This is a genomic window from Cryobacterium sp. Y11, assembly GCF_002929535.1.
Classification (GTDB): domain Bacteria; phylum Actinomycetota; class Actinomycetes; order Actinomycetales; family Microbacteriaceae; genus Cryobacterium.
This window is the reverse complement of sequence record NZ_PJJO01000061.1, coordinates 173,097-199,200: the sequence shown is the minus strand read 5'-3', so window position 1 is coordinate 199,200 and position 26,104 is coordinate 173,097. Positions and strand designations below refer to the sequence as shown.

21 protein-coding genes and 1 riboswitch are annotated in these 26,104 nt (G+C 64.0%); of the genes, 10 read left to right on the top strand and 11 right to left on the bottom strand.

Features of this window, described 5'->3' with window-relative positions:
* Positions 1-4: 4 nt before the first annotated feature.
* From gcvH to CXY75_RS17555, 4 genes are all read right to left on the bottom strand, one after another.
* Positions 5-391, bottom strand: a complete 387-nt coding sequence (gcvH, locus tag CXY75_RS17570; RefSeq protein WP_104084091.1) for a glycine cleavage system protein GcvH — start codon at positions 389-391, stop codon at positions 5-7.
* Between the two features lie 26 nt (positions 392-417).
* Complete coding sequence (gcvT, locus tag CXY75_RS17565; protein WP_104084090.1) at positions 418-1,566, bottom strand: glycine cleavage system aminomethyltransferase GcvT; 1,149 nt, start codon at positions 1,564-1,566, stop codon at positions 418-420.
* 157 nt (positions 1,567-1,723) lie between these two features.
* A riboswitch (glycine riboswitch) is annotated at positions 1,724-1,819 on the bottom strand.
* 31 nt (positions 1,820-1,850) lie between these two features.
* Positions 1,851-2,471 carry a DNA-3-methyladenine glycosylase I gene (locus tag CXY75_RS17560; protein ID WP_104084089.1) on the bottom strand — a complete coding sequence of 207 codons (621 nt, stop codon included), beginning with the start codon at positions 2,469-2,471 and terminating at the stop codon, positions 1,851-1,853.
* Between the two features lie 90 nt (positions 2,472-2,561).
* On the bottom strand, positions 2,562-3,164 hold the full coding sequence (locus tag CXY75_RS17555) for an LON peptidase substrate-binding domain-containing protein (protein WP_104084088.1): 603 nt from the start codon (positions 3,162-3,164) through the stop codon (positions 2,562-2,564).
* 119 nt (positions 3,165-3,283) lie between these two features.
* Between CXY75_RS17555 and CXY75_RS17550 the strand changes: the two genes are divergently transcribed.
* Entirely contained in the window at positions 3,284-3,682 is a 399-nt protein-coding gene (locus CXY75_RS17550; RefSeq protein WP_104084087.1) for a LysR family transcriptional regulator, read from the top strand.
* 425 nt (positions 3,683-4,107) lie between these two features.
* Here the strand turns inward: CXY75_RS17550 and CXY75_RS17545 are convergent, their stop codons facing one another.
* Positions 4,108-5,790, bottom strand: coding sequence for an ABC-F family ATP-binding cassette domain-containing protein (locus CXY75_RS17545; RefSeq protein ID WP_104084086.1), 1,683 nt, complete (start codon positions 5,788-5,790; stop codon positions 4,108-4,110).
* Positions 5,791-5,993: 203 nt separating this feature from the next.
* Here CXY75_RS17545 and CXY75_RS17540 point away from each other — a divergent pair, with 203 nt between their 5' ends.
* On the top strand, positions 5,994-7,238 hold the full coding sequence (locus CXY75_RS17540; RefSeq protein ID WP_104084085.1) for an MFS transporter: 1,245 nt from the start codon (positions 5,994-5,996) through the stop codon (positions 7,236-7,238).
* Between the two features lie 3 nt (positions 7,239-7,241).
* On the opposite strand, the gene CXY75_RS17535 is transcribed toward CXY75_RS17540, so the two are convergent.
* The gene (locus CXY75_RS17535) at positions 7,242-9,104 is read right to left on the bottom strand and encodes a sigma-54-dependent Fis family transcriptional regulator (RefSeq protein ID WP_104084084.1); all 1,863 of its coding nucleotides are present in this window, start codon (positions 9,102-9,104) and stop codon (positions 7,242-7,244) included.
* A 167-nt stretch (positions 9,105-9,271) separates the two neighbouring features.
* On the opposite strand from CXY75_RS17535, the gene CXY75_RS17530 reads away from it, so the two are divergent.
* The 5 genes from CXY75_RS17530 to CXY75_RS17510 all read left to right on the top strand — a co-directional run bounded on the left by CXY75_RS17530 (position 9,272) and on the right by CXY75_RS17510 (position 17,043).
* A complete protein-coding gene (locus CXY75_RS17530; RefSeq protein WP_104084083.1) occupies positions 9,272-11,128 on the top strand; it encodes a hydantoinase/oxoprolinase family protein in 1,857 nt (618 codons plus the stop codon).
* A gap of 40 nt (positions 11,129-11,168) precedes the next feature.
* Positions 11,169-11,618: an acetone carboxylase subunit gamma gene (locus CXY75_RS17525; protein WP_104084082.1), complete on the top strand. Its 450-nt coding sequence runs from the start codon at positions 11,169-11,171 to the stop codon at positions 11,616-11,618.
* Between the two features lie 2 nt (positions 11,619-11,620).
* Entirely contained in the window at positions 11,621-13,747 is a 2,127-nt protein-coding gene (locus CXY75_RS17520; protein ID WP_104084081.1) for a hydantoinase/oxoprolinase family protein, read from the top strand.
* 67 nt (positions 13,748-13,814) lie between these two features.
* Entirely contained in the window at positions 13,815-16,151 is a 2,337-nt protein-coding gene (locus CXY75_RS17515) for a hydantoinase B/oxoprolinase family protein (RefSeq protein WP_104084080.1), read from the top strand.
* Between the two features lie 88 nt (positions 16,152-16,239).
* Positions 16,240-17,043, top strand: a complete 804-nt coding sequence (locus CXY75_RS17510; RefSeq protein WP_104084079.1) for a hypothetical protein — start codon at positions 16,240-16,242, stop codon at positions 17,041-17,043.
* 43 nt (positions 17,044-17,086) lie between these two features.
* On the opposite strand, the gene CXY75_RS17505 is transcribed toward CXY75_RS17510, so the two are convergent.
* A complete protein-coding gene (locus CXY75_RS17505; RefSeq protein WP_104084078.1) occupies positions 17,087-17,302 on the bottom strand; it encodes a dodecin in 216 nt (71 codons plus the stop codon).
* Between the two features lie 399 nt (positions 17,303-17,701).
* Between CXY75_RS17505 and CXY75_RS17500 the strand changes: the two genes are divergently transcribed.
* Positions 17,702-18,856 carry a TIGR04053 family radical SAM/SPASM domain-containing protein gene (locus tag CXY75_RS17500; RefSeq protein WP_104084077.1) on the top strand — a complete coding sequence of 385 codons (1,155 nt, stop codon included), beginning with the start codon at positions 17,702-17,704 and terminating at the stop codon, positions 18,854-18,856.
* Positions 18,857-18,938: 82 nt separating this feature from the next.
* Here CXY75_RS17500 and CXY75_RS17495 read toward each other — a convergent pair whose 3' ends face one another.
* Genes CXY75_RS17495 through CXY75_RS17480 form a run of 4 tightly spaced genes read right to left on the bottom strand, consistent with a single transcriptional unit; the run spans position 18,939 to position 23,231 of the window.
* Positions 18,939-19,211, bottom strand: a complete 273-nt coding sequence (locus CXY75_RS17495) for a hypothetical protein (protein ID WP_104084076.1) — start codon at positions 19,209-19,211, stop codon at positions 18,939-18,941.
* Entirely contained in the window at positions 19,208-20,080 is an 873-nt protein-coding gene (locus CXY75_RS17490; protein ID WP_104084075.1) for a slipin family protein, read from the bottom strand. Before CXY75_RS17490 ends, CXY75_RS17495 begins: the two co-directional genes overlap by 4 nt.
* Positions 20,077-20,841, bottom strand: coding sequence for a hypothetical protein (locus CXY75_RS17485; RefSeq protein ID WP_104084074.1), 765 nt, complete (start codon positions 20,839-20,841; stop codon positions 20,077-20,079). Before CXY75_RS17485 ends, CXY75_RS17490 begins: the two co-directional genes overlap by 4 nt.
* Positions 20,841-23,231, bottom strand: a complete 2,391-nt coding sequence (locus tag CXY75_RS17480) for a nitric-oxide reductase large subunit (protein WP_104084073.1) — start codon at positions 23,229-23,231, stop codon at positions 20,841-20,843. The genes CXY75_RS17485 and CXY75_RS17480 overlap by 1 nt, the downstream gene beginning before the upstream one ends.
* Before the next feature lie 200 nt (positions 23,232-23,431).
* Between CXY75_RS17480 and hemG the strand changes: the two genes are divergently transcribed.
* A complete protein-coding gene (hemG, locus tag CXY75_RS17475) occupies positions 23,432-24,898 on the top strand; it encodes a protoporphyrinogen oxidase (RefSeq protein WP_158251246.1) in 1,467 nt (488 codons plus the stop codon).
* Positions 24,895-26,046 (top strand): cytochrome P450, encoded by a 1,152-nt coding sequence (locus tag CXY75_RS17470; protein WP_104084071.1) that lies wholly within the window; start codon positions 24,895-24,897, stop codon positions 26,044-26,046. The genes hemG and CXY75_RS17470 overlap by 4 nt, the downstream gene beginning before the upstream one ends.
* The last annotated feature ends 58 nt before the right edge of the window (positions 26,047-26,104 follow it).

The window sequence follows — 26,104 nt, the reverse complement described above, 5'->3', positions numbered from 1 at the left end:
GCGATTACTCCCCGATCAAGGCGGAGTACTCGGCAAAGCTGAGCAGGTCGGGCAGGGTTTCAAACTCGACCTTGATCAGCCAACCCTCGCCGAACGGGTCGCTGTTGACGAGTTCTGGACTTTCGACTACCTGACCGTTGGTGGCCGTGACGGTGCCGTTGACCGGAGCGAACAGCTCACCGACCGACTTGGTTGACTCGATCTCGCCGACGACCGTGCCGCTGGCGACCGTGCTGCCGACGCCCGGCAGTTCGACGAAGACGACGTCGCCGAGCTTTCCGGCCGCGTAGGCGGTGATGCCGACGGTCGCGATGCTGCCGTCAACCAAAACCCACTCGTGCTCGGGCGTGTACTTCAGTGTGGACTGCTGCAGTTTCGATGTGTCTGTCATGGTGTTGCCTTTCGCAGGTTGAGGGTCTATTTGACGCGCTTATAGAAGGGAAGCGAGGTGACGGTCGCCGGAAGGCGGGTGCCCCGCACGTCGACGTACACCTCGGTGCCGAGCCGAGCGAGGTCCGGCGTGACGTAGGCCATGGCAATCGGGTAGCCCAGCGTCGGCGAGAGGGCGCCGCTGGTGATCACACCGTCTGCGCTGGCCGCGCCCGGGCTGCGGAAGATCTCATAGTCGGCGCGCCCGGCCCTTTTTCCGGCGGCAATCAGACCGACTAGAACGGATGCCCCCTCCGCCGGCCCAGCCTCGCTCGCGGCCCGGCCAACGAAGTCGTTCTCCTTCTTCAGGTTGACCACGCGGCCAAGTCCCGCCTGGGCCGGGAAGGTGTTCAGGGTCAGTTCGTGGCCGTAGAGCGGCATGCCAGCTTCAAGACGGAGCGTGTCGCGGCTGGCCAGCCCGGCCGGGACCAGTCCCTGATCGGCGCCGGCACTCGTGAGTGCATCCCATAGTTCGCGGGCATGCTCGGCCGCGAGGTAGAGCTCGAAGCCGTCTTCGCCGGTGTATCCGGTGCGCGCGACCAGCAGCGGTTGGCCGCGGAAGAAGGCATCCGTGATGCGGTAATACTTCATGAACAGCAGATTGGTACCGACGTCGGTCAGGCCATCGGTGGCGCCCAGAATGGCGAGGGCGTTCGGACCCTGCACGGCGATCAGGGCGTAGTCATCGCTCTGGTCGATGACGTTCACGTCAAAATCGGCGGCACGCGCGAGCAGCGCCTCGAAGGCGGCGAACCGGTTGCCGGCGTTGGCCACGACGAGAAACTTGGCCTCATCGAGGCGGTAGACGACGAGGTCGTCGATGATGCCGCCGTTCTCGGCCAGGAGCAGGCTGTACTTGGCCTGCCAGAGCTCTACACCTGAGAGTTTGCCGGCCAGCGCGTAGTCGAGGTAGGCGGCGGCATCCGTACCTTCGACCAGAATCTCGGCCATGTGCGACAGATCGAACAGGCCGGCCGCGGTTCGCACGGCGTGGTGTTCGGCGAGGTCACTGGAGTAGCGCACCGGCATCTGCCAGCCGGCGAAGTCGGTGAAGCTCGCACCGGCGTCGACGTGCGCCTGGTGCAGCGGGGAAAAACGGTCTGAGCTTGCTGGGGTGCTGGAATCGGCCGTAGTCATGAGTTCTCCGGGTCACAGAATGGTGTGCACGGCTCGATTGAGCCGCCTGGGAACTCCCCCTCTGTCGCTCGTGCCTGAGAGTTTCACCAGCGCGCTAGCACTGACTTTCACCGTGGGCGAGATTGTCGGTCACGCACAATCTACTTTTCAGAGTGGCCAGTTCGATGCGGTACGAGTACCTGAGAGATTGTCGGGGAGGATTGCTCCTTCGGTGTTCGTGCGCCTGCGCGTCGAACTCTCCCGCATCGTCCATATGGCCCGATATTCAGTTGGTAGCGCTCAGCCTAGCGCCACACCCCGCTGCTGCCGCGACGGTGACTGCCCAGCAGGTGGGTGTCGATCATGCCGATTGCCTCCATCAGCGCGAACATCGTGGTGGGGCCGACGAAAACGAAGCCGACCTTCTTCAGTGCCTTCGACAGGGCGACGGATGCGTCGGAGCGAGTTGGCACCTCGGCTTGCATTCGCGGCTGCGGGGTCTCGGCAGGCTGAAACGCCCAGACGAAGTCAACCAGTCCGCCCTGCTGGCGCAGCGCGATCGTGGCCTGCGCGTTCGTGATCGTCGCTCGAATCTTGAGGCGGTTGCGCACGATCTTCTCATCCTGGAGCAACCGCGCCACGTCGTTTTCGTCGAAGCCGGCGATCCGGTCGGGGTCAAAGTCGGCGAATGCCGCACGGAACCCGGGGCGCTTGCGCAAAATGATGGCCCAGGACAGCCCGGACTGGAACGCCTCGAGGCTGATGCGCTCGAACAGAGCATGCTCATCGCGCACCGGCATGCCCCACTCCGTGTCGTAGTAGTTGCGCAGCATCGGGTCGACCGATGCCCACAGCGGGCGGGCCAGGCCGTCGAGGCCGACGATCGCGTCGGAAGCTGGTGGGGCGGCATCCGCTGGTGAAGTCATCTACTCCATTAGACACCGCTCGCCGCGGGCTGCGGTTGCCGAGGTGTCCGTTCAGTCAATTTTCGGGTCACACTGACGGCCCGGCGAGTATTACCAGGCCAGGGCCTCGGCCGCTGCCTCGGTCAGCTCGATGATGTTGTCGAGCAGGGCTTCCATCGTTGGTGAGCGCAGGAGCGCGATTTGGTCGAGCGGGCCGACCGGGGCGATCGCGGCGAGCTGCCAGGCGGCGGCGGTCGGATCGGGGGAGAGCGCCACATCGGGCGCCCATTCCTGGTCGCTGAACTCGCTCGCGAGCGACAGGGTGCGGCGCACGAGGCGCTCGGCCTGTTCGCGGCGCGGCAGCAGCGCGTCGTCCCATTCGAGGTCGGGCAGCGCTCGTACGCTGGCGAGCGGATGCGGGTTCTCCGGCATCCACTCGTTCACCTCGATTCTGCGTTCGCCCTGCACGGTCAGCCCCAGGTAGCGCTCTGGCGCTTCGAGGTGGGTGACCCGGGCCACGGTGCCGATGTTGAAGCGACGTTCGCCGCCGCCGACTTCTTGGCCGCGCTCGATCAGTACGATGCCGAACTCGGCCGGCTCGGAATCGAGAACCCGAGCCATCATCACCAGGTAGCGTTCCTCGAACACGCGCAGTTGCAGCGGCATATAGGGAAACAGCACGGATCCCAGGGGAAACATCGGTAAGGTCGTCATGGTTCCAGCGAACCACGTCGGCGGCGTTGCGCCAACCCTGGTTAATTAGAGTGGGCCGCATTCGACGCGTAGCCTATGAGGTCTACCGCGCAATCTGCGGGAGCGACGAGAGGCTTTTTGTGGACATCACCCTGCTGGGACGCTTCGTGGCTGCTGCGGAGGCACCCGATTTTGCCCGCGCCGCCGCGATCCTCGGCATCTCGCGCGACACTCTGAGTGCATCGGTCAAGCAGGTTGAGGCCGAGCTCGGGTATGCGCTGTTCGACCGTTCCGCCCAGAGTACGACGCTGACCCAGATCGGCATTGCTTTTCTGGAGGACGCTCGCGTTGAGCTTGCCCAGGCCTCCAGGCGCGGTGCGGCGTCCGGCGGCGGCTCGGGCGGTTCCAGCGGCGGTTCGGGCGGTTCAGGCGGTTCGGGCGGTTCCGGCGGCGGCAAGGCGAAGGCCAACAAAGGCCGGGGCCGCGCCCCCGCGGTGAAGGGGCAGCCCAAGCTCGGCAAGAAGCGCCAGTCGCGGTAGACCTGGGGGCCGTCACGGTGCGCGGGACTTGCGCCAGTGCGCGGGAGGCCGAACTCGCGCGCAGCGGCGCAGCTCCCGCGCATCGTGTTACGCGGGACTTCTGGGCAGACCGAAAGTCCCGCGCAGTGGCGTAGCTCCCGCGCAGCGAGCTCTGCCGCGAACGCCATGCCACCGAAAGTCCCGCGCAGCGGCGCAAGTCCAGCGCAGCGAGCTCCGCTCGAACGGATGCCCGCCGCCCGGCTTCCCGCGCAGCGGCGCAGGTCCCGCGTACTGGCGTGTCTCCCGCGCGTCGCAGCGAGCGAAACGCACCCACCCCGGCGGTCGAGCTAGCGAGAAGCAGCGAGCAGACAGCATCCATTCCGCCGGTCGCGACCGCAATCGACCAGCGCGAGCCGGCCTGCGGAAAGCGGAATCAGTCGGAACAGTTAGAGCTCGGTGACCTGGCCAGCCTCGACATGCCAGTGCCGGTCGGTACGCACGTTGGCGAGCATGCGCCGGTCGTGGGTGACGAGCAGCAACGTGCCCTCGTAAGAGTCGAGCGCTTGTTCGAGTTGCTCGATGGCTGCGAGATCAAGGTGGTTGGTCGGTTCGTCGAGCACGAGCAGGTTGACCCCGCGTGCCTGCAACAGAGCCAGTCCAGCCCGGGTACGCTCCCCCGGCGACAGCTCGTCGACCGGGCGGTTTACATGATCGGCTTTGAGGCCGAACTTGGCAAGGAGCGTGCGCACCTCGGCGGGCGGAAGCTCAGGAACGAGCAGCTCGAAGCTTTCGGCCAGAGGCCGCTCGCCGGCCAGGAGCGCCCGGGCTTGGTCGATCTCGCCGATCGAGACGCTGGCGCCGAGGTGAGCGCTACCAGCATCCGCTTGCTGACGACCGAGCAGAGCGCGCAGCAGGGTGGATTTGCCGGCGCCGTTCGGGCCGGTGATGCCGATGCGTTCGCCGCCGTTGATCTGCAGCGAGACCGGGCCGAGCACGAAGTCGCCCTGCCGAAACTCAGCGTTGCTCAGGGTCGCCACGACGGCGCTCGAGCGCGGGGCAGCTCCGATGGTGAATTCAAGCTGCCATTCCTTGCGGGGCTCGTCAACTTCTTCCATGCGCGCGATGCGACTCTCCATCTGCCGCACCTTTTGGCCCTGCTTCTCGCTCGATTCGGCCGAGGCCTTGCGGCGGATTTTGTCGTTGTCTGGCGCCTTCTTCATGGCGTTGCGCACGCCCTGGCTCGACCATTCGCGCTGGGTTCTGGCTCGGCCAACGAGGTCGGCTTTCTTGGCGGCGAACTCTTCGTAGTTCTCCCGATTGTGCCTGCGCGCTGTTTCGCGTTCCTCGAGGTAGGAGTCGTAGCCGCCACCGAACACCCGGTTCGCTCCCTGGGCAAGGTCGAGTTCGAGCACGCGGGTGACGCAGCGGGCGAGAAACTCGCGGTCGTGACTGACCAGCACGACGCCGCCGCGGAGGCCGGTCACGAAGGCTTCGAGGCGTTCGAGTCCGTCGAGGTCGAGATCATTCGTCGGCTCATCGAGTAGCACGATGTCGAAGCGGGAGAGCAGCAACGCGGCGAGCCCGACCCGCGCGGCCTGGCCACCAGAGAGCGCGGTCATCAGGCTGTCGAGCGTCACGGTGTTAGTGGGCGCCGCCGTGGTGCCGAGCGTGAGGCCGAGGTCGGCGAGCACGATCGGCACCCGTTCGTCGAGGTCGGCGGCGCCGCTGGCTAGCCAACGTTCGAGCGCACTCGAATAGGTGTCGGCCGGGTCGATTCCATCGGTGCGCTGTTCCCCATCTCCGAGAGCGGATGCTGCGGCATCCATTTCGCGCGTTGCCGCGGCGCACCCCGTGCGCCGGGCAATGTAGCCGGCGATCGTTTCGCCGGGCACGCGTTCGTGCTCCTGCGGGAGCGCGCCGACGAAGGCATCCGCTGGGCTGAGGCTGACGGTGCCGGCCTGCGGCTCGGTGAGCCCGGCCAGCAGGTTTAACAGGGTGGATTTGCCCGCGCCGTTAGCTCCCACCACGCCGACGACATCGCCGGGGGCGACCGTGAGGTCGAGCGATTCAAAGAGAGTGCGGTGCGCGTAGCCGCCAGCTAGGCCCTTGGCCACGAGTGTTCCGGTCATTGCTCCATAGTCTCATTACTGCACGGTTTCATTGCCTCAGGCGCCCGGGCGACCTCCCGTGAGCTCTGCGAGCAGTGATCGTGTGCCTGGTCGTCACCTGTCACGAGTGCGGCTAGCGCGCTGCTTCCGTAGAGTGACTTCAGGCGGTGGAGCAGCATCACGCGCACGCCAGCGCAAAGCTGCGATCAGGAGAGTCACAAACCATGAAGAATGACACAGCGGCAGCGCAGGCAACACTCGTCTGGCACACCGCGTTGCAGAAGCGCGTTGTGCGAGTGCTGATCACCGGGCAGATTCTCGGCGGCATCGGCATGGGGGCGACCCTGTCGCTGGGCGCGCTGCTCGCTGCAGAGCTGTCGGGATCGAGCGCCTGGTCGGGTATGGCCGCGACCATGAGCACCCTCGGGGCTGCGATCGTGGCCGTGCCGCTCGCCCGCTTGGCGCAGGCGCGCGGCCGCCGCGTATCGCTGGCGACCGGGTCGCTTGTTGCTGGCACGGGCGCCGTGCTTGCGATCGCCTCGGTCTCCGTCGACAATTTCGTGCTGCTTCTTCTCTCCCTGATGATGCTCGGTGCCGGCTCGGCGACAAACCTGCAGGCTCGTTTCGCCGCCACCGACCTCGCCTCCGAGCGCTTCCGAGCACGGGACCTGTCGATTGTGGTCTGGTCGACGACGATCGGCGCCGTGCTCGGCCCAAACCTGTTCGGACCGGGCGAGACGCTCGGCGCTGCCCTCGGGCTGCCAGCGATGACCGGGGCGTTCGCTTTTTCCTTGGCCGCAACGGTCGCCGCCGCGTTCGTCTACGCTCTGGGGCTCCGACCCGACCCCCTGCTGACCGCGCTCGCCGCGCGTCCGGCGAGCGCCGGCATTCGCGCAGCCAACGGAGGTCTGGCGATTTTGCACGGCAATGTGGCGGCCCGGTATGCGGTTGTCGTGATCGCGCTCAGCCACGCGACGATGGTGGCCCTGATGTCGATGGCGCCGGTGCACCTGCGCGACCACGGCGCCACCCTCACCGTTGTCGGCCTGACCATCAGCCTGCACGTGGCCGGAATGTACGCCCTCTCGCCCGTCTTTGGCGCGCTGTCCGACCGGCTGGGCCGGCTTCCGGTCATTCTCGGCGGACAGCTGTTGTTGCTGGTCGCGCTCGTGGTGGCTTGGCGGAGCGACGGGTCACAGGGCACGATGACGCTCAGCCTGGTCTTTTTGGGACTGGGCTGGTCGGCATCCGTTGTCGCCGGCTCTACCCTCGTCTCTGAGGCCGTCGAGATTGAGGATCGCTCCGCATTGCAGGGCTTCTCCGACCTCTCGATGAACGCGGCCGGCGCCCTCGGCGGAGCCGTCGCCGGACCGATTCTGGCGCTAGTCGGGTACTCGGGGCTCGGCCTCGCCGCCATGGCACTGGTTGCCGTGGTCATCGTCTGGTCGGTGGTTCGACTACGCGCGTAGCGGCTACGAGTCGGTTACCAGAATGCCGAAGCTCTTGAGCTTGCGGTAGAGAGATGACCGGGCGATTCCCAGAGACTCGGCCGCGCGCATCCGGTTGCCGTCGGCTTTGTGCAGAGCACCCACGATGAGGTCGCGCTCACCAGCTTCGAGCGCCGACAACAGGCGGGGCGCACCACCGTGGCAGTAGGCGGGCAAGTCTTCGGCCTGGATGGCGCCAACCGGACGCGTGAGCAGGGCGATGTCGATGGCCTCTTCGAGCTGACGAATGTTGCCTGGCCAGGGGTAGCGGGAGATTACCCGCATCGCTCCGGCGCTCACTGTGGCTGGGCGCAATCCTGCCCGCCGCGAGAGCACTCGCGTGACGATGTCTGAGAGGTCGCCCTGGCGATGCCGCAAGGGCGCGACCGTAACGGAGGTTTCGAAGTGGTGCAGCAGTGTGGTGAATGGGCGACCGGAAGCCAGCTCGTTCTGGAGATCGGGTTGTGACACGGTCACGGCGACAGCTCCCGCGCTCGCATTCGCCTCCCGCGCGGCGAGGTATGCATCGAATTCTGCGACAGCGGCCGCGCTCAACCGATCGACATTGCGAAAAATATACAGCGTGGGCAGGGCCGCAGCGTTCACTAGGTCTTTGTCAATGGTTGATTGCACACCCTGTTCGTTGAGCTCTTCAGCGGAGCATTCCACGCTTCGACCCAGCGGCACGACGTGGCCATAAAGTTCGGCAAGGAGCGATACCTTGCCGCCACCCGCCTCCCCCAGCACGAGCAGGGCCGCACCCGCAGTGAGAGCAGAGACAATGCTTCGCGACGCGCGTTTGCCGAGCAACGATGACACATCGGTCAGAATTGACGAGGACGCTTGAGTGTCGCTCGCCTCAGGTTTGCGCACCCGGCGTACTCGTTTCGGTAGCAGTTTCACACCAGGCCCACCCAGCAAAGTCGGCACGTCTTCGGAAATGATTTCGACGACCACCACGATGCCCGCAACGAAGGGTCCGATCACGACGCGTTTGCCGCGAATATGCACGACCTTGCCCGATGACAGCTCGATCTGGTCGACCGGCTGGCCCGGAGAAATCAGCAAATAACGAGCGTGCTCCTGAACGGTCCACTGTTCATCGGGAGAAAACGAACTCTGCGCCACGGCGTTACCCATCACGAAAGTGCCGCCAATCGCCATGACGGCGCCGCGGGTGCGGGCATCCACACGCATGTAGGCCTCGAACAGGGCCTGCTGTTGCTGGCTGCGATCGGCGAGCAGGTTGCGCTCGATCTCGTGGGCGGCCGACCGCACGAGTGAATGCATGAGCGGGCTCGCGTCTTCGATAAGGCAGCTCAGGTCAAGCACCCCCTCGACCCGGCCGGTAAGCGGGTCACGAATGGGACTCCCGGCGCAGGCAAACGGTTGCAGGTGTTCCAGAAAATGCTCAGGACCCACAATAAACAACGGCTGACCCGACTCAAGCACGGTACCGATTCCGTTGGTTCCCACACTGGTCTCGGCGTAGTTGAACCCCGGCGCCAGCGACACTTCATCGAGCAGGGTTCCGATCGTCTTGTCGGTTTCGGAGCGGCTCAAAATTCGCGCCTTGTAGTCGGTCAGCACGATCGATAGCGGCATCTCGGCCATTTCGTCACTCAGCCGGTCGATGACCGGTTCTGAGCACCGCATCAAGCGCCCGGTGAGATCAAGATCGCTGTGGTAGTCCGCGTGCGACGACGACGCATCCACGCCGGCGGTCGCGGACCGCTGCCAGGAAGCTGCCACTAATCCGGGGACCGATTGGGTTTCGGCGTGGCCAAATCGCAGAAAATCGGCGCGCGCAGCGGCAATCTTGATTCGCCGATCGGCGACTCTGTGCATATCTACTCCCTTGTGGACTCCTCCAGCATGCCCGCTTCGACCCCGCAAGCGCCAGCCGTGAGGTGTCCCAATCTGGGACACGCCGCTTGTCGATTGCGGGGTCAGTCTTGATGCTGTGGCTCCCCCAGGAGCACCGGTCACTCACGACAACCCGCAATGGAGCGCTCATGGAACGATTGATCAACATCGACAACGGTGGAACCCTCACCGATATTGTCGTCGCCAGCGGCACCGATTTCACGTTCACCAAGACCCTCACCACCCCGGTCGACCTGTCCCAGTGTCTCTTCGACGCCATGACGAAGGCCTCGACCCAGCTGTACGGACAGCCCAACCTGGCCGATCTGCTGCACTCGACCCGACACATCCGCTATTCGTCAACGCAGGGAACCAACGCACTCGTGCAACGGAAGGGTCCACTGATCGGACTGATTACCGATGATCCCGCCCTGCCAGACTCGCTCGGCACTTCGACAGAGACGGCCGGGCTGTTCGCGGATCTGATCGGCGCCCGCGTCGGTATTGTTGCAGCTGACGGCACCCCCGAAGAGCTCGCCCAGCAGCTCGTCGCCGAGATCAACCGGCTGACCACAGCAGGGGCCGAGCGACTCGTCGTCGCCGCCGCGAGCGCCGAACGCGAGCACCTGTTCAAGCGCACCATGCTCAAGAATTTTCCCCGACACCTGCTCGGTTCCGTTCCAATTCTGTTCTCTCGCGAGTTCGCCTCGGACACCTCACGCGAGCGTCAGGTCTGGTCGGGAATTCTCAACTCCTTTTTGCACCCCACCGTCGAGCGTTTTCTGTACAGCGCCGAGCACCGACTGCGCGCCTACAAGGTGAAAAACCCACTGCTGATCTACCGCAACGACGGCGCTTCCTCCCGCGTTGCAAAGTCTGTTGCGCTCAAGACCTACTCCTCGGGGCCGCGCGGTGGACTCGAAGGCACGCGCGCCCTCGCTGAGGCTTACGAACTCGACAACGTACTCATGATCGATGTCGGTGGCACCACAACGGATGTCGGCGCCGTTGCGAACAAGGCGATCGCCGTCGACCGGCGCGGATCGATTCAGGGCATCGACATCTCTTACGAGATGAGTGACGTACGCTCAACCGGCGTGGGCGGCAGCTCAATCATTGCCGTGCACGACGGTGAGATCACCGTCGGACCCGAGAGCGTAGGCGCCGCCCCCGGACCGGCCTGCTTCGGTTTCGGCGGAACGCAAGCTACCATCACCGACGTCAACCTGCTGCTGGGCATTCTGGACCCAGCCACCTACCTCGATGGCGAGATGGCACTGGACGCCGAACGGTCTCGCGCGGTCATCACGAAGACCGTCGCCGACCCCCTCGGCATCAGCCTCGAGGAGGCGCTGATTCGCATGGAAGGGAGCTATTCCAGTCACCTTGCGCGGACCTTCACCGACTTGGTCAGCCCAACCGGCGAAACGACTCTAGCTGCGTTCGGCGGCGGCGGACCGATGAGTGCGTGCAGCGCTGCCCGCCTGGCCGGCGTACGCCATGTGCTCGTGCCGCGGCTGGCCGCGGTGTTCTCGGCCTACGGCATCAGCTTCTCCGACATCGCCCAGTCGTATGAAACCAGTGTCACGGGCTTCTCGGCCGAAAAACTGACCGCAACGCGTCAGTCGATGCAAGCGGATGCCGGCCGGGACATGTTCCAGGAAGGGCATGACCTGAACGAGTGCGAACTCGAATGGTCGACCATCATCGAAGACGGTGAAGAGATTCTCGCCCTCAAGGCCATTTTCAGGCTGCCACACCCGACCATCGACGCCGGCCTGCCTCAAGCGGCGAGCGCCGCCGTCGCTGCCGGAACGCGGCAGGTGCGCTCCTCGGAAGCGCAGGTCGAGAGCGTCTCGGTCTACGAACTCGATGCTCAGGTGGCCGGTGCCACGGCAGCCGGGCCAGCCATTGTCGAAGGTCCCTTCTTTACCGCACGGGTACCGCTTGGCTGGACCCTGTCGGTCTCCACCGCCGGCGATCTGCAACTCACCGACACCCTCTAACCCTCGACCCGCTGTGTTTCCCAAGGAAGGTACAAACAACATGCGCGTTCCCATGACCGAATACCTGCTCATCGACCTCGACACGGAGCGGTGGATCTGCCGCATCTGCGCCCACGATTTCGGCGATGCTCGCGGCAATTACAAGGAGGGCACCCTGGTCTACGACCGAGACCCCCAAGAGATTCATCCCCCGGTGATCGACCCGGAAAAGTACGAATTTACGTTCTCCCCCGACCCGATTTTCTGCCGCATCCTAGAGTTTTACTGCCCCACCTGTGGAACCCAGATTGAAGCCGAATACCTTCCGCCGGGGCATCCGCCGACCGTCGACATGCTGTGGGACATCGACTCCCTGCGCGAGAAATGGGAAGCCCATGGCGGTAACCCTGAAGAGGTCGTCAACTATGGCCCCGGCGAAAACGCCGTAACCGATCTGAGCGCCCGATTCGACTCCGTGGCACCCCACTCGCACCAGACTGAAGGGCGCTGACCGTGAAACGGATCTCGGTAGACATCGGTGGCACGTTCAGCGACTGTTTCTTCGTCTGGGACGACATTTACATCGAATCGAAGGCTCTCACCACCCACCACAACCTGGCGCTCGGCTTCAACGAGGCCCTTGACCGGGCCTGCGAGCGCGCTGGAATCAGCCGCGAAACCGCCCTCAAAGAGGTCGACTCGGTGCGGTATGCCACGACTCTCGGCACCAACGCCCTGATCGAGGGCAAGGGCCCCCGGGTCGCGGCGATCGTCACCCACGGCTTCGAAGACACCATCCCGCTCTCGCGCGGCCGTGGCTACGGCGAGGGGCTCGACGCGGTCAAGCAGGGCGACATGCCGGATGCTCAGCGACCCGAACCGCTCGTGCCGCGCCGGCTCATCCGTTCGGTGCGGGAACGCATTGATTCGGTCGGCGAGGTGCTCGTGCCACTCATGTACGACGATGTGCGTACCCAGGTGCGCGAGCTCGTCGACAACGGCGCAGAGGCGATCGTCATTGCATTGACCAATGCCACCGAGAACTCGGTGCACGAGGAACGCATTCTGGAGATCATTCTCGACGAGTACCCCACGCACGAACTCGGGTCCATTCCGGTGCTGCTGAGCAGCCAGGTGTCTGGCCGTAAGGGCGAGTACGTACGGGCAATGGCCACCGTCGTCGACGCGTTCTTGCACGAGACCATGTTTCACGCACTCAATCAGCTTTCTAATAACCTGCGCGACTCCGGGTACGAGAAGCCGATGCTCGTCATTCACAATTCGGGCGGCATGGCCCAGCCCAATTCAACGGATGCCCTACAAACGATTCACTCGGGACCGATCGCCGGCGTCGGTGCGGCCCAGCATCTGTCGGAGTCGACCGGCCTCGGCGACGTCGTGTCAATGGACATGGGCGGCACCTCGTTCGACATCGGACTAGTGCCAGAAGGTGGTGTGCGGCACTACGACTTTCAGCCCACCATCGGGCGCTGGATGGTCTCGGCACCGATGATTCACCTGAACACACTTGGCGCCGGCGGCGGATCTATCGCCGCCTACAACCGAATTCACCATGCCCTCCAAATCGGTCCGGAGTCAGCCGGAAGCGACCCGGGCCCGGCCTGCTATGACCGCGGTGGCCTGCGCCCAACGGTCACCGACGCCGACCTGGTACTCGGCTACCTCGACCCGGACAATTACGCCAACGGGCATATTAAGCTCAACAAAAAACGTTCGATCTATGTCATCGATGAGACGCTCAGCGACGAGCTCGACCTGGACGCGGTTGAGGTTGCCAAGGTTATTAAGAAGACTGTCGACGAACAGATGGCGATCGGCATCGAGAAAGAGCTGCGCTCGCGCGGCGGGCTGATCGAGGACTACACGATGCTCGCCTACGGCGGTAACGGTCCGCTGCATGCCTGCGGCATCGCGGCGAGCGCCGGCATCAGCCGTATCCTGTTTCCGCCGTTCGCCTCGGTGTTCTCCGCGCTCGGGGCCGGCAATATGCGTCCGCTGCACATTCACGAACGCAGCGCCTACGTCGTGCTCTACGAACCGATTAAACGCAGCCTCTACGCCCAGTATGAAGCGCTCAACGGGTACATCGAAGAGCTTGAAGCGAAGGGCGCCGAAGACCTCGTGCGCCAGGGGTACGACCGCGCCGACGTGCGCTACCGCCTCGAAATGGACATGCGCTACGGCAACCAGCTCGTCACCACTGCTGTCGCGTTCAACATTAACCGGGTCAACGGAGTTGCCGACGTGCTGCACCTGATCAAGACGTTCTCCGAGCTCTTTGGCGAACGCTACGGCGCGGGCACCCAGGCGCCAGAGGCGGGCGTCCGTGCGCAGACCATTCGCGTTGCGTCCTATATCGAGGGCGAAGTCATTGCCTTCGAGTCGATTCACACCGGCGGCGAGAAGATCAAGCCGGTACCAGTCTCGCGGCGTTCGGTGCACTTCACGAGCATCGCCGGCCCGGTCGATACCCCTGTCTACGACGCCGACGCGCTCAAACACGAATACGTGATCCACGGACCGGCGATCGTCACGACCGAAAACACCACGTATCTGGTGGAACCGGGCTGGCGCCTGGAACCGACAGTGCAGGGGGCGGTATGGCTCCTGAGCGATTGACTGTAGCGCACCTGAGCAGCTTTCTTACCCTCGCAACACTTCAAATAAGCAAAGGAGCTTGAGCACCATGACATTGACAACTGACCAGTTCGTACCCACCAGCGGAAGCGACGACGACGCGTCCCAGCTGCTCACCGACCAGGAACAGCAGTGGGTCGACAAATTCATGGACGAGACTACCCTCTTCCTGGGGCCAGACCCGGCCATCATGCGTACTCACCAGATCATGCCGCGCACCGCTTATGAAGAAGAGTGCATCGCGCAGGGCATCGACCCGCTCGAGGTCGACCGGATTCGCAAACGCCTGGCCGGTGCACTTGATGAGGCTTTCGAGATGTGCGAGAGCATGGGTGCGGCGCCCGGAGCGAAGTGGGCCGACCTCTCCTGCGCGGTGTACACCGCCGAGGGCGATGTCACGTATCTCTCCAACCGGGGCGTGATCGCCTTCTCCGCGGTGCTGCACCACCCCATCCGTTACATCATGAAGAACTGGAAGGATGAGCCCACCGTCGGTATCAACCCGGGTGACGGCTTCTTCCACAACGATTCCCGCTTCGGTATGGTGCACAACACGGACCAGTCGATGCTCGTGCCGGTCATGCGCGACGGAATCATCATCGCCTGGGTGGGTGCGACCATCCACGAAGGCGAGAATGGAGCGTGCGAACCGGGTGGCATGCCGTCGGGTTCGGAGTCACCATTCGATGACGGTCTGCGGGCCTCGCCGATCAAGATCGTGGAGAAGGGCCATCTGCGCCGCGACCTGCTCACGTTCTTGCAACACTCCACGCGCGACCCGAAGCTCATGCTCGCCGACATCAAGGTGAAGATGGGCGCCACGCGGCGCATCATGGACACCGTCGACCGGCTCATCGACGAGGTGGGTCAGGAGACCTTCGTCGCGTCGCTTCGCGTCACCGTCGAGGACGTCGAGACCGAGGTACGCCGCCGTATTAGCGAGCTGCCCGACGGCACCGTCACCTTCAATCAGTTCGTGGACTCCACTCTCAAGGAGAACATTCTGATCAAGTTCGCCTGCAAGATCACCGTCAAGGGCGAACGGATGATTATCGACCTCACCGGAACGGGCCCCGAGATTCTCAATCGGGCCCTCAACTCGCCGCTCGCGTCGACGAAATCGTTCATGTCCCAGGCCGTTCTCTCGTATTGGTGGCCTGACCTGCCGCGTAGCACTGGAGCGCTGTCGCCGATCGAAATTATCACGGAGGAACACACCTGGGCGGATGCTGGTTACGATGCGCCCGTCGGCCAGTCGCTGCAGGCATCCTTTCGAGGTTTCTCCGCTCTGCAGTCGGCCTTCGCCAAGATGCAGTTTTCGGCGCCGCAGAAGTACTCGAACGTTGTGGCTCCCTGGTTCAACCAGATCAACGACTTTCTCTGGGGCGGCACCACGCAAAACGGTGAGCAGGTCGGCAACCTGTGCGCCGACCTCAACGGCATGGGTGGCGGGGCGAAGGCGTTCCGCGATGGTGAGGATGCCGTGGCGCCGTTGTTCTGCGCGATGGCCGACCTCGGCGAGCAGGAAGTTATGGAAGAGGAGGTTCCGTTCTTGCAGCTGGTCAGCAAGCGACTGGTGCGCGACAACCAAGGTTTCGGCAAATTTCGCGGCGGTATGGGTTACGAGATGATGGTGGCCTCCCGCGGCACACCCAGCTGGGGTTTCATGACCGTCACCTCCGGATCGAAGTTCTCCTCCGTTCCCGGGATGTTCGGAGGGTACGGCTGCCCGGTGTACCCCCTGGCCATGGTCAAGGACATCAACATCTACGACATCATCAAGAAGGACCCTTCGCAGTTCAACCTGTCGATGGAACGGGTCATGAACGAGCAGCCTTTTGAGGGCGGCGACTACCAGACCGGACACATGGGGCTGCAGTTCGACGTGGCGAAGGAGGGCGAGCTGTACATGATCGCCCAGGGTGCTGGCGGTGGCTACGGCGACGTGCTGGAGCGCGACCCCGAACTCGTCGTGACCGACCTTGAGCTGGACCGGATCTCGGCCCAGGTCGCCACGAACGTTTACGGCGTCGTCTGGGAAGCGGACACCTTCGTGGTGCACGAGCAGGCAACGATTGAGCTGCGGGCCCAGATGCGTCGGGATCGAATCAGCCGCGGCAAGCCGTACAAGGAGTTCGTTGCGGAGTTCGTTCAGGAAGAGCCGCCCAAGGACCTGCTCTATTACGGCTCGTGGGGCCAGGACAACGATGAGGAACTGCTGGCGACGCACTGGGGCAAAATTGAGCCCGAGCGGGTCAAGGGCAAGATCGCAGAACTGCCCCTCATCATGGTTCCCGACCGCCGAGTGCTGAAAATCGGCAAGCTGGAGGCGCGGGTGCGCGAACTTGAGCAGAAGTACGGCGAGGTGGCCGTACACAAGTCCTAATTTTCACCTTCTGACCCGGTCTGCGGGGCCGTCTCCCTACGGCCCCGCAGACCGGGTTGCACATCTTGATTAATCGATGGGAAACACCATGGCACTGTCACTACATGAGCTTCTGGCCGAACCGACCTCTGGCCGCAGTCGGGCCGTGGTATTGGACAGCCACGATTATGCCCAATCCGTTTTTCTGCAGGGCAAGCCCGTACCGTGGCAGGAGCCGATGGCGTACGCAAACTTTTTCGGCCAGGTTCAGGGCGTGCTGAAGTCCGACCTCGCACTGCTGAGCCTCGACCGGTTCTACGCGCACCGGGTCGCATCCGATCCAGCTCTTCAAACCGCGATGAGCGCCAAATCCCGAACCGGCTATGCCCTGCGCACCCTGCTCAGCGATGTCGAGACGACCGCGTTCGTCATTGAACTCGCCACGATCTTCAGCAAGACCCAACGCGTGCCCGTCGTGGTGCAGATTCCGTCACCGATGCAGTGGCTGGCGCGCACGCATCCGTTTTCGGGGTCGGCCGACGTGTCAGGTCTCGACGCCGATAATGCCGAAAACGCGTCAATGTATGTCGCCGATTGGCTGCGTGGATTCGCCGCACTACCCTTGATCGCGGTATTGCTCGACGACCGTGGCCCAGCTACCGGCGCTGAATCGGTGCCGTTGTCGACCTATTCGCCGGTCTCCAACGTGACCGAGCACTACCGGTGGGCGCTCGGGCAGCGGCACGACGATCAGGTCGAGCTGCACGGCAGCGCGCTTCGCGGATCGGTGATCGGCGCGGATTTCTGGTCGACCGACACCGGCACGCTGCCGGACGGCGATTTTCTGCTCGGCGAGGTACCGCGCGAGGCGGTTCCGGAGCAGGTATTAAGCCGCATCACGGCGCTGACGTAGTAGACCTACGCTTATGCACGCCGAAGTCAGAGCGCGCCGTCAATTAGTTCGGGGCGTTGAGTTTGAAGCCCAGCTTCAGCTGCACCTGAAAGTAGTCAACGGCGCCGTCCACAATATGGCCCCTGGTCTGCACAACCTCGAACCAGTCAAGGTTCTCTACCGTCTCGGTGGCGCGCCGAACCGCGTTGGCGATGGCCTCATCGGAACCGACCCTCGACGTTCCGACCACTTCGATAACGCGATAGGTATTGTCAGCCATTGTGAGCTCCCTGGTTGTTCGACGTTGAACGAATAGGGCCACGGTACCGCGGACGAACGACGTACAACAGGTGGTCCAGCTGTTCCGTTTCATGGATGCGATCCCCGGGCGGTGATTGCTCGTTCAGGGAGCCTCTACACGATCAAGACGTGCGAGCCCGAGGTCGTCGTGGTCGCCCGTGAGGTCGTCTTATCTGCGCTCTGGTCGGTCGGGCCCAGACGACGGTCCGAATAAAACCGGGACTCTCGCCCCAGTTTAAAAGGATGATCATGCTAAATATTAGGTGAGTCGGTAACGGCCCCGAGCACAGGCTCCGCGGAAACCCCGAAGTCGCTCGAAACCACAGGCGTGATCGCCCGGCAATCTCCGGAGCGCACACGCCTGGGCGAGGATCCATACATGACTGACACCCCGCGCAAGCGCCCGGTGCGCCTGCTGCATCACGACGCCGCCGAACGGCCATTTATCGTCATTTGGGAGGTGACGCGGGCCTGCCAACTGGTCTGCACGCACTGTCGCGCCGATGCCATCCGCACCCGCAATCCCTTTGAGCTCAGCACCGCGCAGGGCAAGACCCTGCTCGACGACCTGGCCTCGTTCGGCACGCCGCGCCCACTCGTTGTGCTGACCGGCGGCGACCCCTTCGAACGCCCCGATCTGCCCGAACTCGTCGCCCACGGCACCGCGCTCGGCCTGAGCATGGCCCTGTCCCCCTCTGTAACTCCGAAGCTGACCCGTGAGGTACTCGTCGAACTGCACGACGCCGGGGCGAAGGCCGTCTCGTTGTCGCTGGATGGGGCATCCGCTGCCACGCACGATGCCTTCCGCGGCGTGGATGGCGTCTTTGACGAGACCATGATCGCGGCCCGTCTGGTGCGCGAGATCGGCTACCGCCTGCAAATCAACACGACGGTTACCGCCAACAACGTGCACGAGCTTCCGGCGATTCTGAAGACCGTGCTCGAACTCGGTACAACGCTCTGGAGCGTGTTCTTTCTGGTGCCGACGGGCCGCGGCAAGCTGCTGCAGGCTCTCACGGCCGAGCAGGAAGAAGAGGTGCTGCACTGGATGCACGACGTTTCTGAGCTCGTCGCCATCAAGGCGACCGAAGCGCCGCACTACCGTCGCATCGCCATTCAGCGTGCCGGAGTGGCTGACCTCGACGCGGCATTCCCGGTCGGCCCGCTGCGGACCGTGCTGCGCCGGGACACCGCCGAACTGCTCACCGGTGACGAACCGAAACGACGCGCGGCCCGGGCCCCGATCGACGTCAATTCGGGTCGAGGGTTCGCCTTCGTGGACCATGTCGGCATGGTCTATCCCAGCGGGTTTCTACCGGTCGCCGTCGGCTGCGTGCGAGACCAGCCGTTCCCGGAAATCTACCGCGACGCCGATCTGTTGCAAGACCTGCGCTCCCCGGACAATTTTGGGGGCCGCTGCGGCCGCTGCGAGTTTCGCGTGGTCTGCGGCGGGTCGCGCTCGCACGCCTTCGCCGTCACCGGTGATCCGCTCGCCGCAGACCCGAGCTGTGCCTACGAACCACTGCGCGAGTAGCCAGCGCTGCCTGACAGACAACCGCGCAGACGTAATGCCCGACCGTTTTTTAGGCCGGGCATTACATATGTTGTGCGTTCCGTTAGGTCAGGTTGTGCCTGCCTTTGACCCACTGCATGGCGCCCACAATGGCGACGCCGGCGCCGGCCATGCCCACGAACATGCCGATCAGCATCCAGAACAAGATCGGCTCCAGACCTCCGACGGTGACGTCGGCCCGCACGATCGTGCCGCCCAGAAAGCCGAAGATCGGCGCAAACAGAGCGATGAACCCTCCAACCAGCATCAGACGGATGCACCGGGTGCGGTGCGCGGGCGAGCCCGTAGCGTTCTTCTTCCGCAGAACCTCGCTCACGAGTGGCCCCCTACCGGAACCGGAACACTCACCGGTGAGGAGACCGGTACTGTCGGTGCCGGGACATTACCGGGGGCCGGCATGGTCCCGGCGGCCCCCTGTTTATCCAGCCATTGCGGAACCTTGTTTAGGAACGGACCGATAATGTCCATCGGCAGTGGGAAGACCACTGTCGAGTTGTGGTCGGCACCGAGTTCGAGCAGGGTCTGCAGGTAGCGCAGTTGTAGCGACGCCGGGTTGCGGCTAAGGATCTCGGCAGCCTGGCCGAGTTCCTCTGAGGCCTGCAGCTCACCGTGGGCATTGATGATCTTCGCACGACGCTCGCGTTCGGCTTCCGCCTCGCGGGCCATGGCTCGCTGCATCGCTTGAGGAATCTCCACGTCCTTGATCTCGACGACCTTGACCTCGACGCCCCACGGTTCGGTTTGGGCGTTGATATTGCGGGCTAGATCCTCGTTGAGGTCGGCCCGGTGCGCCAGCAGGGTGTCGAGATCGGCTCGCCCAACCACCGACCGTAGCGTGGTCTGGGCCATCTGTGAGGTAGCCACGGAATGGTTTTCCACGCCCATGACCGACCGAATCGGGTCGGTGACCTGAAACAGTACGACCGCATTCACGCGCGCCGGCACGTTGTCTTTGGTGATGACATCCTGCGGCGGAATAGTCAGCGTCACGATGCGCAGATCGACCCGCACCATGCGATCGATCCCGGGAAAGACGATCTGCACCCCGGGCAGGCGAATCGGTCGGAGCCGGCCAAATCGAAACATGACGCCTCGTTCGTACTCTTGCAGAACCTTGAACGAGGCTGTGAGCCAGATCAGAAACAGCCCAACGACGACCAGAACGGCAATCAGCCACGCCATCATCGGTTCTCTCCTCGGGTCCACTCGGTGCGCGCATCTGAGCGGCCGGGGTCCTCTTCCGCTTCCCGTTCGGCCCAGAGGGCCGAGAATGACGAACGCACGGTATTTCCTTTCGTTGGGGCGGGGCCAGGAACGTGTCGCGGACCGGTTTTTCTGATGTTGCCGTAGCCGCGGGCTATCTCCGCGACGCGGGAGACCTCGCGAGCGGCAACGCTCTCGTCGAGATTCTCCTGACGCAGATGCGCGGGAAACCCGGCCGGGCTGCGGCGCAGGTGCGACCACAGCGGCCAGCTGCCCAGGGCGATGAAAACGGATGCCGACCCCAGGATCACGAGTTCGACCCCGGTGCGATGTTCCAGCATGGTGGCCAACGGCCAGACCAGACCCAGCACCACGACCGCGCAGGCAATTCCGCGGTGGAATCGCTCGGCCTCCGAGCTCGGCCAGGGATCAATGTTACGAGCCAGCTGACGCCCGGAGTCCGACGTCGTGCAGGTGCCTTTCACCGGGCACGGGTTGCACACAGTCGGGCTCGCCTGATATCGAGTCACCCGGTTGTCCGGGTCAAAGGAAATCGGCCACAGCCACTGGTCCTCCGAACATTTCCACGCGTCGTGGTCTTCGTGATAGCTGAAGCCCCCCGACCGCGCGGCGGTCGTCTTGGTGGCGGTCCGCCGTGCGAGCAGGTCCAGGAGGTGTGCCACGATCAGCAGAAAACCGCCATAAGCGAGCGCGAACCAGACCTCCGAATTAATGGCGTCCATCAGGATTCGCCCAGCGGGCGCTTCCCGTCGTCGGAATCCGTGCCGGGGTCGCCGGCCAGTCGGGCGTCCGAGGCGTATCCGCTCGTGGACCCGTTCCCGGGCGTCGGTTCGGCACGGTACGGAGTCACGGATGCCGCCGGTTGCGCTTCCACGAACAGTGCTTCGATCGGCACGTCCTGGGTACTGCCCTTGATACGGTAACGCACACCGAGCCAGGCGATCCAGACGAACGGCATGACCCCGCCGACGATGAAGAGCACGTCGCCGGGCAGCCGCAGCCACTCAAGCACGGCGTTTCCCGGTTCGGTGATGAAGTTCAGGCTGCGTGCCTCAAAGTATCCGTCGTTGATGGAGTGCCACAACTGAATGACGCCGAGCGGAAGCAGAGTCGCGAAGGTCATCCAGGCGAGGCCGATATTCAAGCACCAGAACGACAGTTTCGCGAGTCGATCGGGCCACCGGTTAGCCGGAATCAGGTAGCGCAGGGCGAACAAAGCCAGACCGACACCGAGCATGCCGTAGACACCCATCATGGCCGCATGGGCGTGATTGGCGGTGAGGGCAGTACCGATCTCGTAGTAAGAAATGATCGGCAGATTAATCAGGAACCCAAAGACGCCCGCGCCGAGGAAGTTCCAAAACCCGACCGCCACGAGAAACATGACCGCCCAACGGTGCGGGAACGGGGCCGAGCTGCGGGATTCCTGGCGGGAACCAAGTTGCAGAAAACTCCACGCCTCGATCGTCAGGAATGTCAGCGGAATCACTTCGAGGGCGGAGAAGAATGCTCCGAGCGCCATGTGCTCCACGGGAGTTCCCGAGAAGTACAGGTGGTGCATGGTACCGAGGATTCCGCCAGCCGAGTAGAGGATGACGTCGAGCAGAATGATCTGCATCGCAATTTTGTGCCGTACGACGCCGAGCATCACGAAGATATACGCGACCATTACGGTCGTGAACAATTCTAGAAAGTCCTCAACCCACAGGTGTACCACCCAGAAACGCCAGAACTCCGCCACGCTGAGGTGAACCTCCGTACCAGCCAGCATGCCCACCGCGTAGAACGCGGGAATCGCGAGGCCCGAGTAGAAGAACAGCCACGGCAGGTTGAAGCGGTGCTCCGACTTGAGCCGAGCACGAATACCGCGATAGATGATGATAATCCACAGCGTCAGACCAACTACGAGCATGCCCTGCCAAACCTTTGGCAGGTCGATGTACTCCCATTGCATGCCCCAGAAGATCGAATCCTTGGCCGCTTCGACACCGAACACACTCATTGCTTCGCCGACGAATGAGCCGGCGATGACAACGGCGAGCGCGCCGAGCAGTCCATAAGTCAGCCAGTGCTGACGTTTGGGTTCCCGGCCGGAGATGTACGGCGCCAGAAAAATACCTGCAGCGAGGAACGATGCAGCCGTCCACAGCAAGGAGAGCTGCACGTGCCAGGTGCGCGCGAGGTTGAACGGCAGGAGCTGCGCGAGGTCGATACCGAAGAAGCTGGTCAGGTCGGCCCGATAGTGCTCGATGGCGGCCCCGAGGAACGCCTGGGCGAGAAACATTAACGCAACAACGAAGAAGAACCAGGCAGTGGCCGACTGCGCCGGGGTCACCTTCACCTCGCCCGGCTGTCGGAATGACAGCGCCGGGGTTTCTTCCCCGTGTTGCCATCCCATTTTTTTGCTCCATCGGCTGTAGAGGCCGAACAGCGCTCCGAGGGCGACCATCAGGGAGATGAGCGAGAGAGCGCTCCAGACAATGATGTCCGCGGTAGGCGCGTTGTCGACGAGCGGCTCGGCGGGCCAGTTGTTGGAGTATGAGTAGTTGTGTCCGGGCCGCTCGGCGGCGGATGCCCACGCGGTCCAAGCGAAGAATGCCGTGAGTTCATGCACCTCCGCCGGGTCGGTGATGGCGTAGGGGATGAGCCCGTACTGCGTGGTCGGCGAACCAAAATAGTCCGCGTAATGCTGGGTGATCTCATCAAAGGCCGCGATTTGCAGGTCGGTGAAGACCAGGTCGCCAGAGGCGGCGTCGTAGCGGTTGGTGCGCATCATTTCGACGAGTTCACCGTGCGGGTCCTGCACGCCCGAGGCAGTGAGGGCTTCGAGCACGAACTCGGCCGATCGACGAAGGTAGTCGGCCGTGTAGTCCGGCCCTAGGTAACCGCCGTGGCCCATGATCGAGCCGTACTGCTGCAGCCCACGACCGGCAAAAATCTGCTGGCCGTCGGTTATTTCGACGCTCGTGAAGACGACCTCACCCTGGGAGTCAACCACCTGGTTGGGCTGGGGCATGGAGTCAGTGTAGGTCCTCAGCGCGAGGAATCCCATGACGGCAAAACCGAAGACCATGACCAGGGCGACGCCCTGGATCCACCCTTTGGAGACCATCAACTCCGATCGTGCCTGTCTTACTTTGGTTCGTATGCGGACCACGAATGGGCCCCTTTCCTTTCGCCTGACTATTCCTCGAACGAGGTACAGCCGTTTTCTGAGGTTAGTGCTTATTAAACGGAATAAATTACCTTTAATTCACGATTTGGGTTTCAGACGACGTAGGCTCGAACCACCCGATGTCACGGAGGAACTCAGTGCCAGAACAGACCCACATCACCATCGTTGGCGCCGGAATCAGTGGCCTGACCACCGCCTATTATCTGCAGCGCCGGCTCGGCGACAACGTGCAGATCACTCTCGTCGAGAGCGCCGATCGGCTGGGCGGCAAGATTGTCACGCGGAACGTTGCGGGGCATCCGCTCGATACCGGCCCCGACGCCCTCATGGTGCGGGCGCCCGTCGCCGCGGCGCTGATCAAGGACCTCGAACTGAGCGACCGGGTCGTGGAGCCGAACGGCGGCGGGGCGCGCATCTGGAGCCGCGACCGCCTGCGCTCTTTGCCGGAAGGCACCATATTTGGCGTTCCTGGCGCACTCCTGCCGCTCATTCGGTCCCGGCTGCTCTCACCACTGGGGCTCCTTCGCGCAGCCCTTGACCTGGTGCTGCCGCGCAGCCGATCTACCGCAGCCGATCCTTCGATCGGTGAACTGGTGCGCACCAGAATGGGCGCCGAGGTCTTCAACCGCTTAGTCGAGCCGCTGCTCGGCGGCGTGCATGCCGGCCGCGCCGACACTCTCAGCGCCCACAGCACCGCCCCGGACATCGCTGCCCTTGCCCGCACTCACCGAAGCTTGTATCTCGGCATGCGTCGCCGGTCTGCGCGTGCAACCGGCGGCGGCCCCGTACTCGTGACCCTGAACACCGGGCTCGGCGCTCTGATCGACGCCCTCGCTGCACAGCTGACGGATGCCGCGGTGCGGCGCGGCAGTGCTGTCACGTCGGTAACACCCACGGCTGGTCCCCTGACGACGTGCTACCGGGTCGACCTCGACGACGGCAGCGCCATCGACGCCGACATGGTCGTGCTGGCAACGCCAGCGTTCGTGTCGGCCAGGCTCATCGCCGCGGCTGCTCCACAGCTCGGCGCACTGCTGGACGAAATCGAGTATGCCAGTGTAGCCACGGTCTGCCTGGCCTACCCCCGGTCCGCGTTTCCGGTGGACCTCGTCGGCACCGGTTTTCTGGTGCCGCCCGAAGAGGGCCGGCTGATTGTTGGCTGCACCTGGTCCAGTTTGAAGTGGCCGCACCTCGCCGACGGCAACGTGGTGCTGCTGCGCTGCATGGTCGGCCGATCCGGCGATAACCGCTGGGTCGCCATGAGGGACACGACACTCGTTCGACGCGTGCGCGACGAACTTGACGAGGCGATGGGACTGGTCGGCAAGCCGCTCGAGCAGTTGGTGCAACGCTGGCCGCAGGGCATGCCGCAATACGTGGTGGGACACCAGACCCATCTCGACGCCATAGCCACGCAACTTTGCGTGCTGCCCGGACTGTTCCTGACCGGCGCGGCCTATCGGGGAGTGGGCCTTGCCAGCTGCATCGCCGACGCCGAACGCACGGCGGATGCTATCGTCAGCGCCCGAATGGATCGAGCCGACGGCGAGCGCAACCTGCGCGTGCCCGCGCACCGCGCACTAGACCATCAAGGGGAACGATGAACAAGATCCAACCGCATGGCTGGGACCCGCGATCTCCGGCAGTGCTCCGCGACCAGATCGCCGCCTATGACGAACTGCGCGGGCGCTGCCCGGTCGCGCACAGCGATTTTCTGGGCTGGTCGATCTTGCGGCACGACGACGTGGTGCGGGTGCTCGACGACCCAGAGAAGTTCAGCAACGCGCTCCCGCACCGTCTGACGGTGCCAAACGGGATGGACCAGCCCGAGCACACCGAGTTTCGGCGCATCCACGACCGATACTTCACCCCCGATCTCATGGACGCCCTCGAACCGTCCTGCCGGCAGATCGCCGCCCACCTCGTCGACGGCCTGACACGCCGCGTTCCGATTGATCTCATGCCCGCCCTCGCCGAAATCTTTGCGCTACGTGTGCAGAATGCGTTCCTCGGCTGGCCAGCCGAGCTCGAGGAGCCACTACGGCGTTGGACGGCCAAGAATCGCGCGGCGACGCTCGCGCAAGACCGGCCGGCGATGGCGGCGATCGCAGTCGAGTTCGACGGCTTTATCCGCGATCTTCTCAGTGCCCGTCGCCACGCTGGCGACGCCGCACCGGACGACCTGACCACCCGCCTGCTCGGTGAGCGGGTGTGGGACCGCCCGATGACCGACGACGAGCTCGTCAGCCTGCTGCGCAACTGGACCGTGGGCGAGTTAAGTACGATCTCGGCGAGCGTGGGGATTCTGGCGCACTACCTGGCAACGCACTCCTCGATCCAGCAGCTGCTCCGGGATGACCCCACGTTGATCGGCGCAGCGAACGATGAGATCCTGCGCCTGCACGCGCCGCTTATCGCCAACCGTCGCGTGACGACCCAGCCGGTCGAGGTCGGTGGTCAGCTCATCGGCGCCGGCGAGCGGGTCACCGTGCTCTGGGCATCAGCCAACCGGGACGAGCACGTATTTGGTGACCCGGACGAGTTTCGGCTCGACCGTGACCCGGCGGACAATCTCTTATATGGCCGGGGAATCCACGCATGCCCCGGCGCTCCCCTGTCCCGCCTCGAGCTTCGGGTTTTGATCGAGGAGCTACTCGCACGCAGCACCGAGCTGACGCAAGCGGATGTCGCGCCGACGCGCGCCCACTACCCCGGAAGTGGCTTCGCCACGCTCCCCCTCATGTTGCGGTGACCGCTGTCCTTGATTTCCAACGTGGGATCGCTGCACCGGTCAGGTAGGTCTTAGCGCT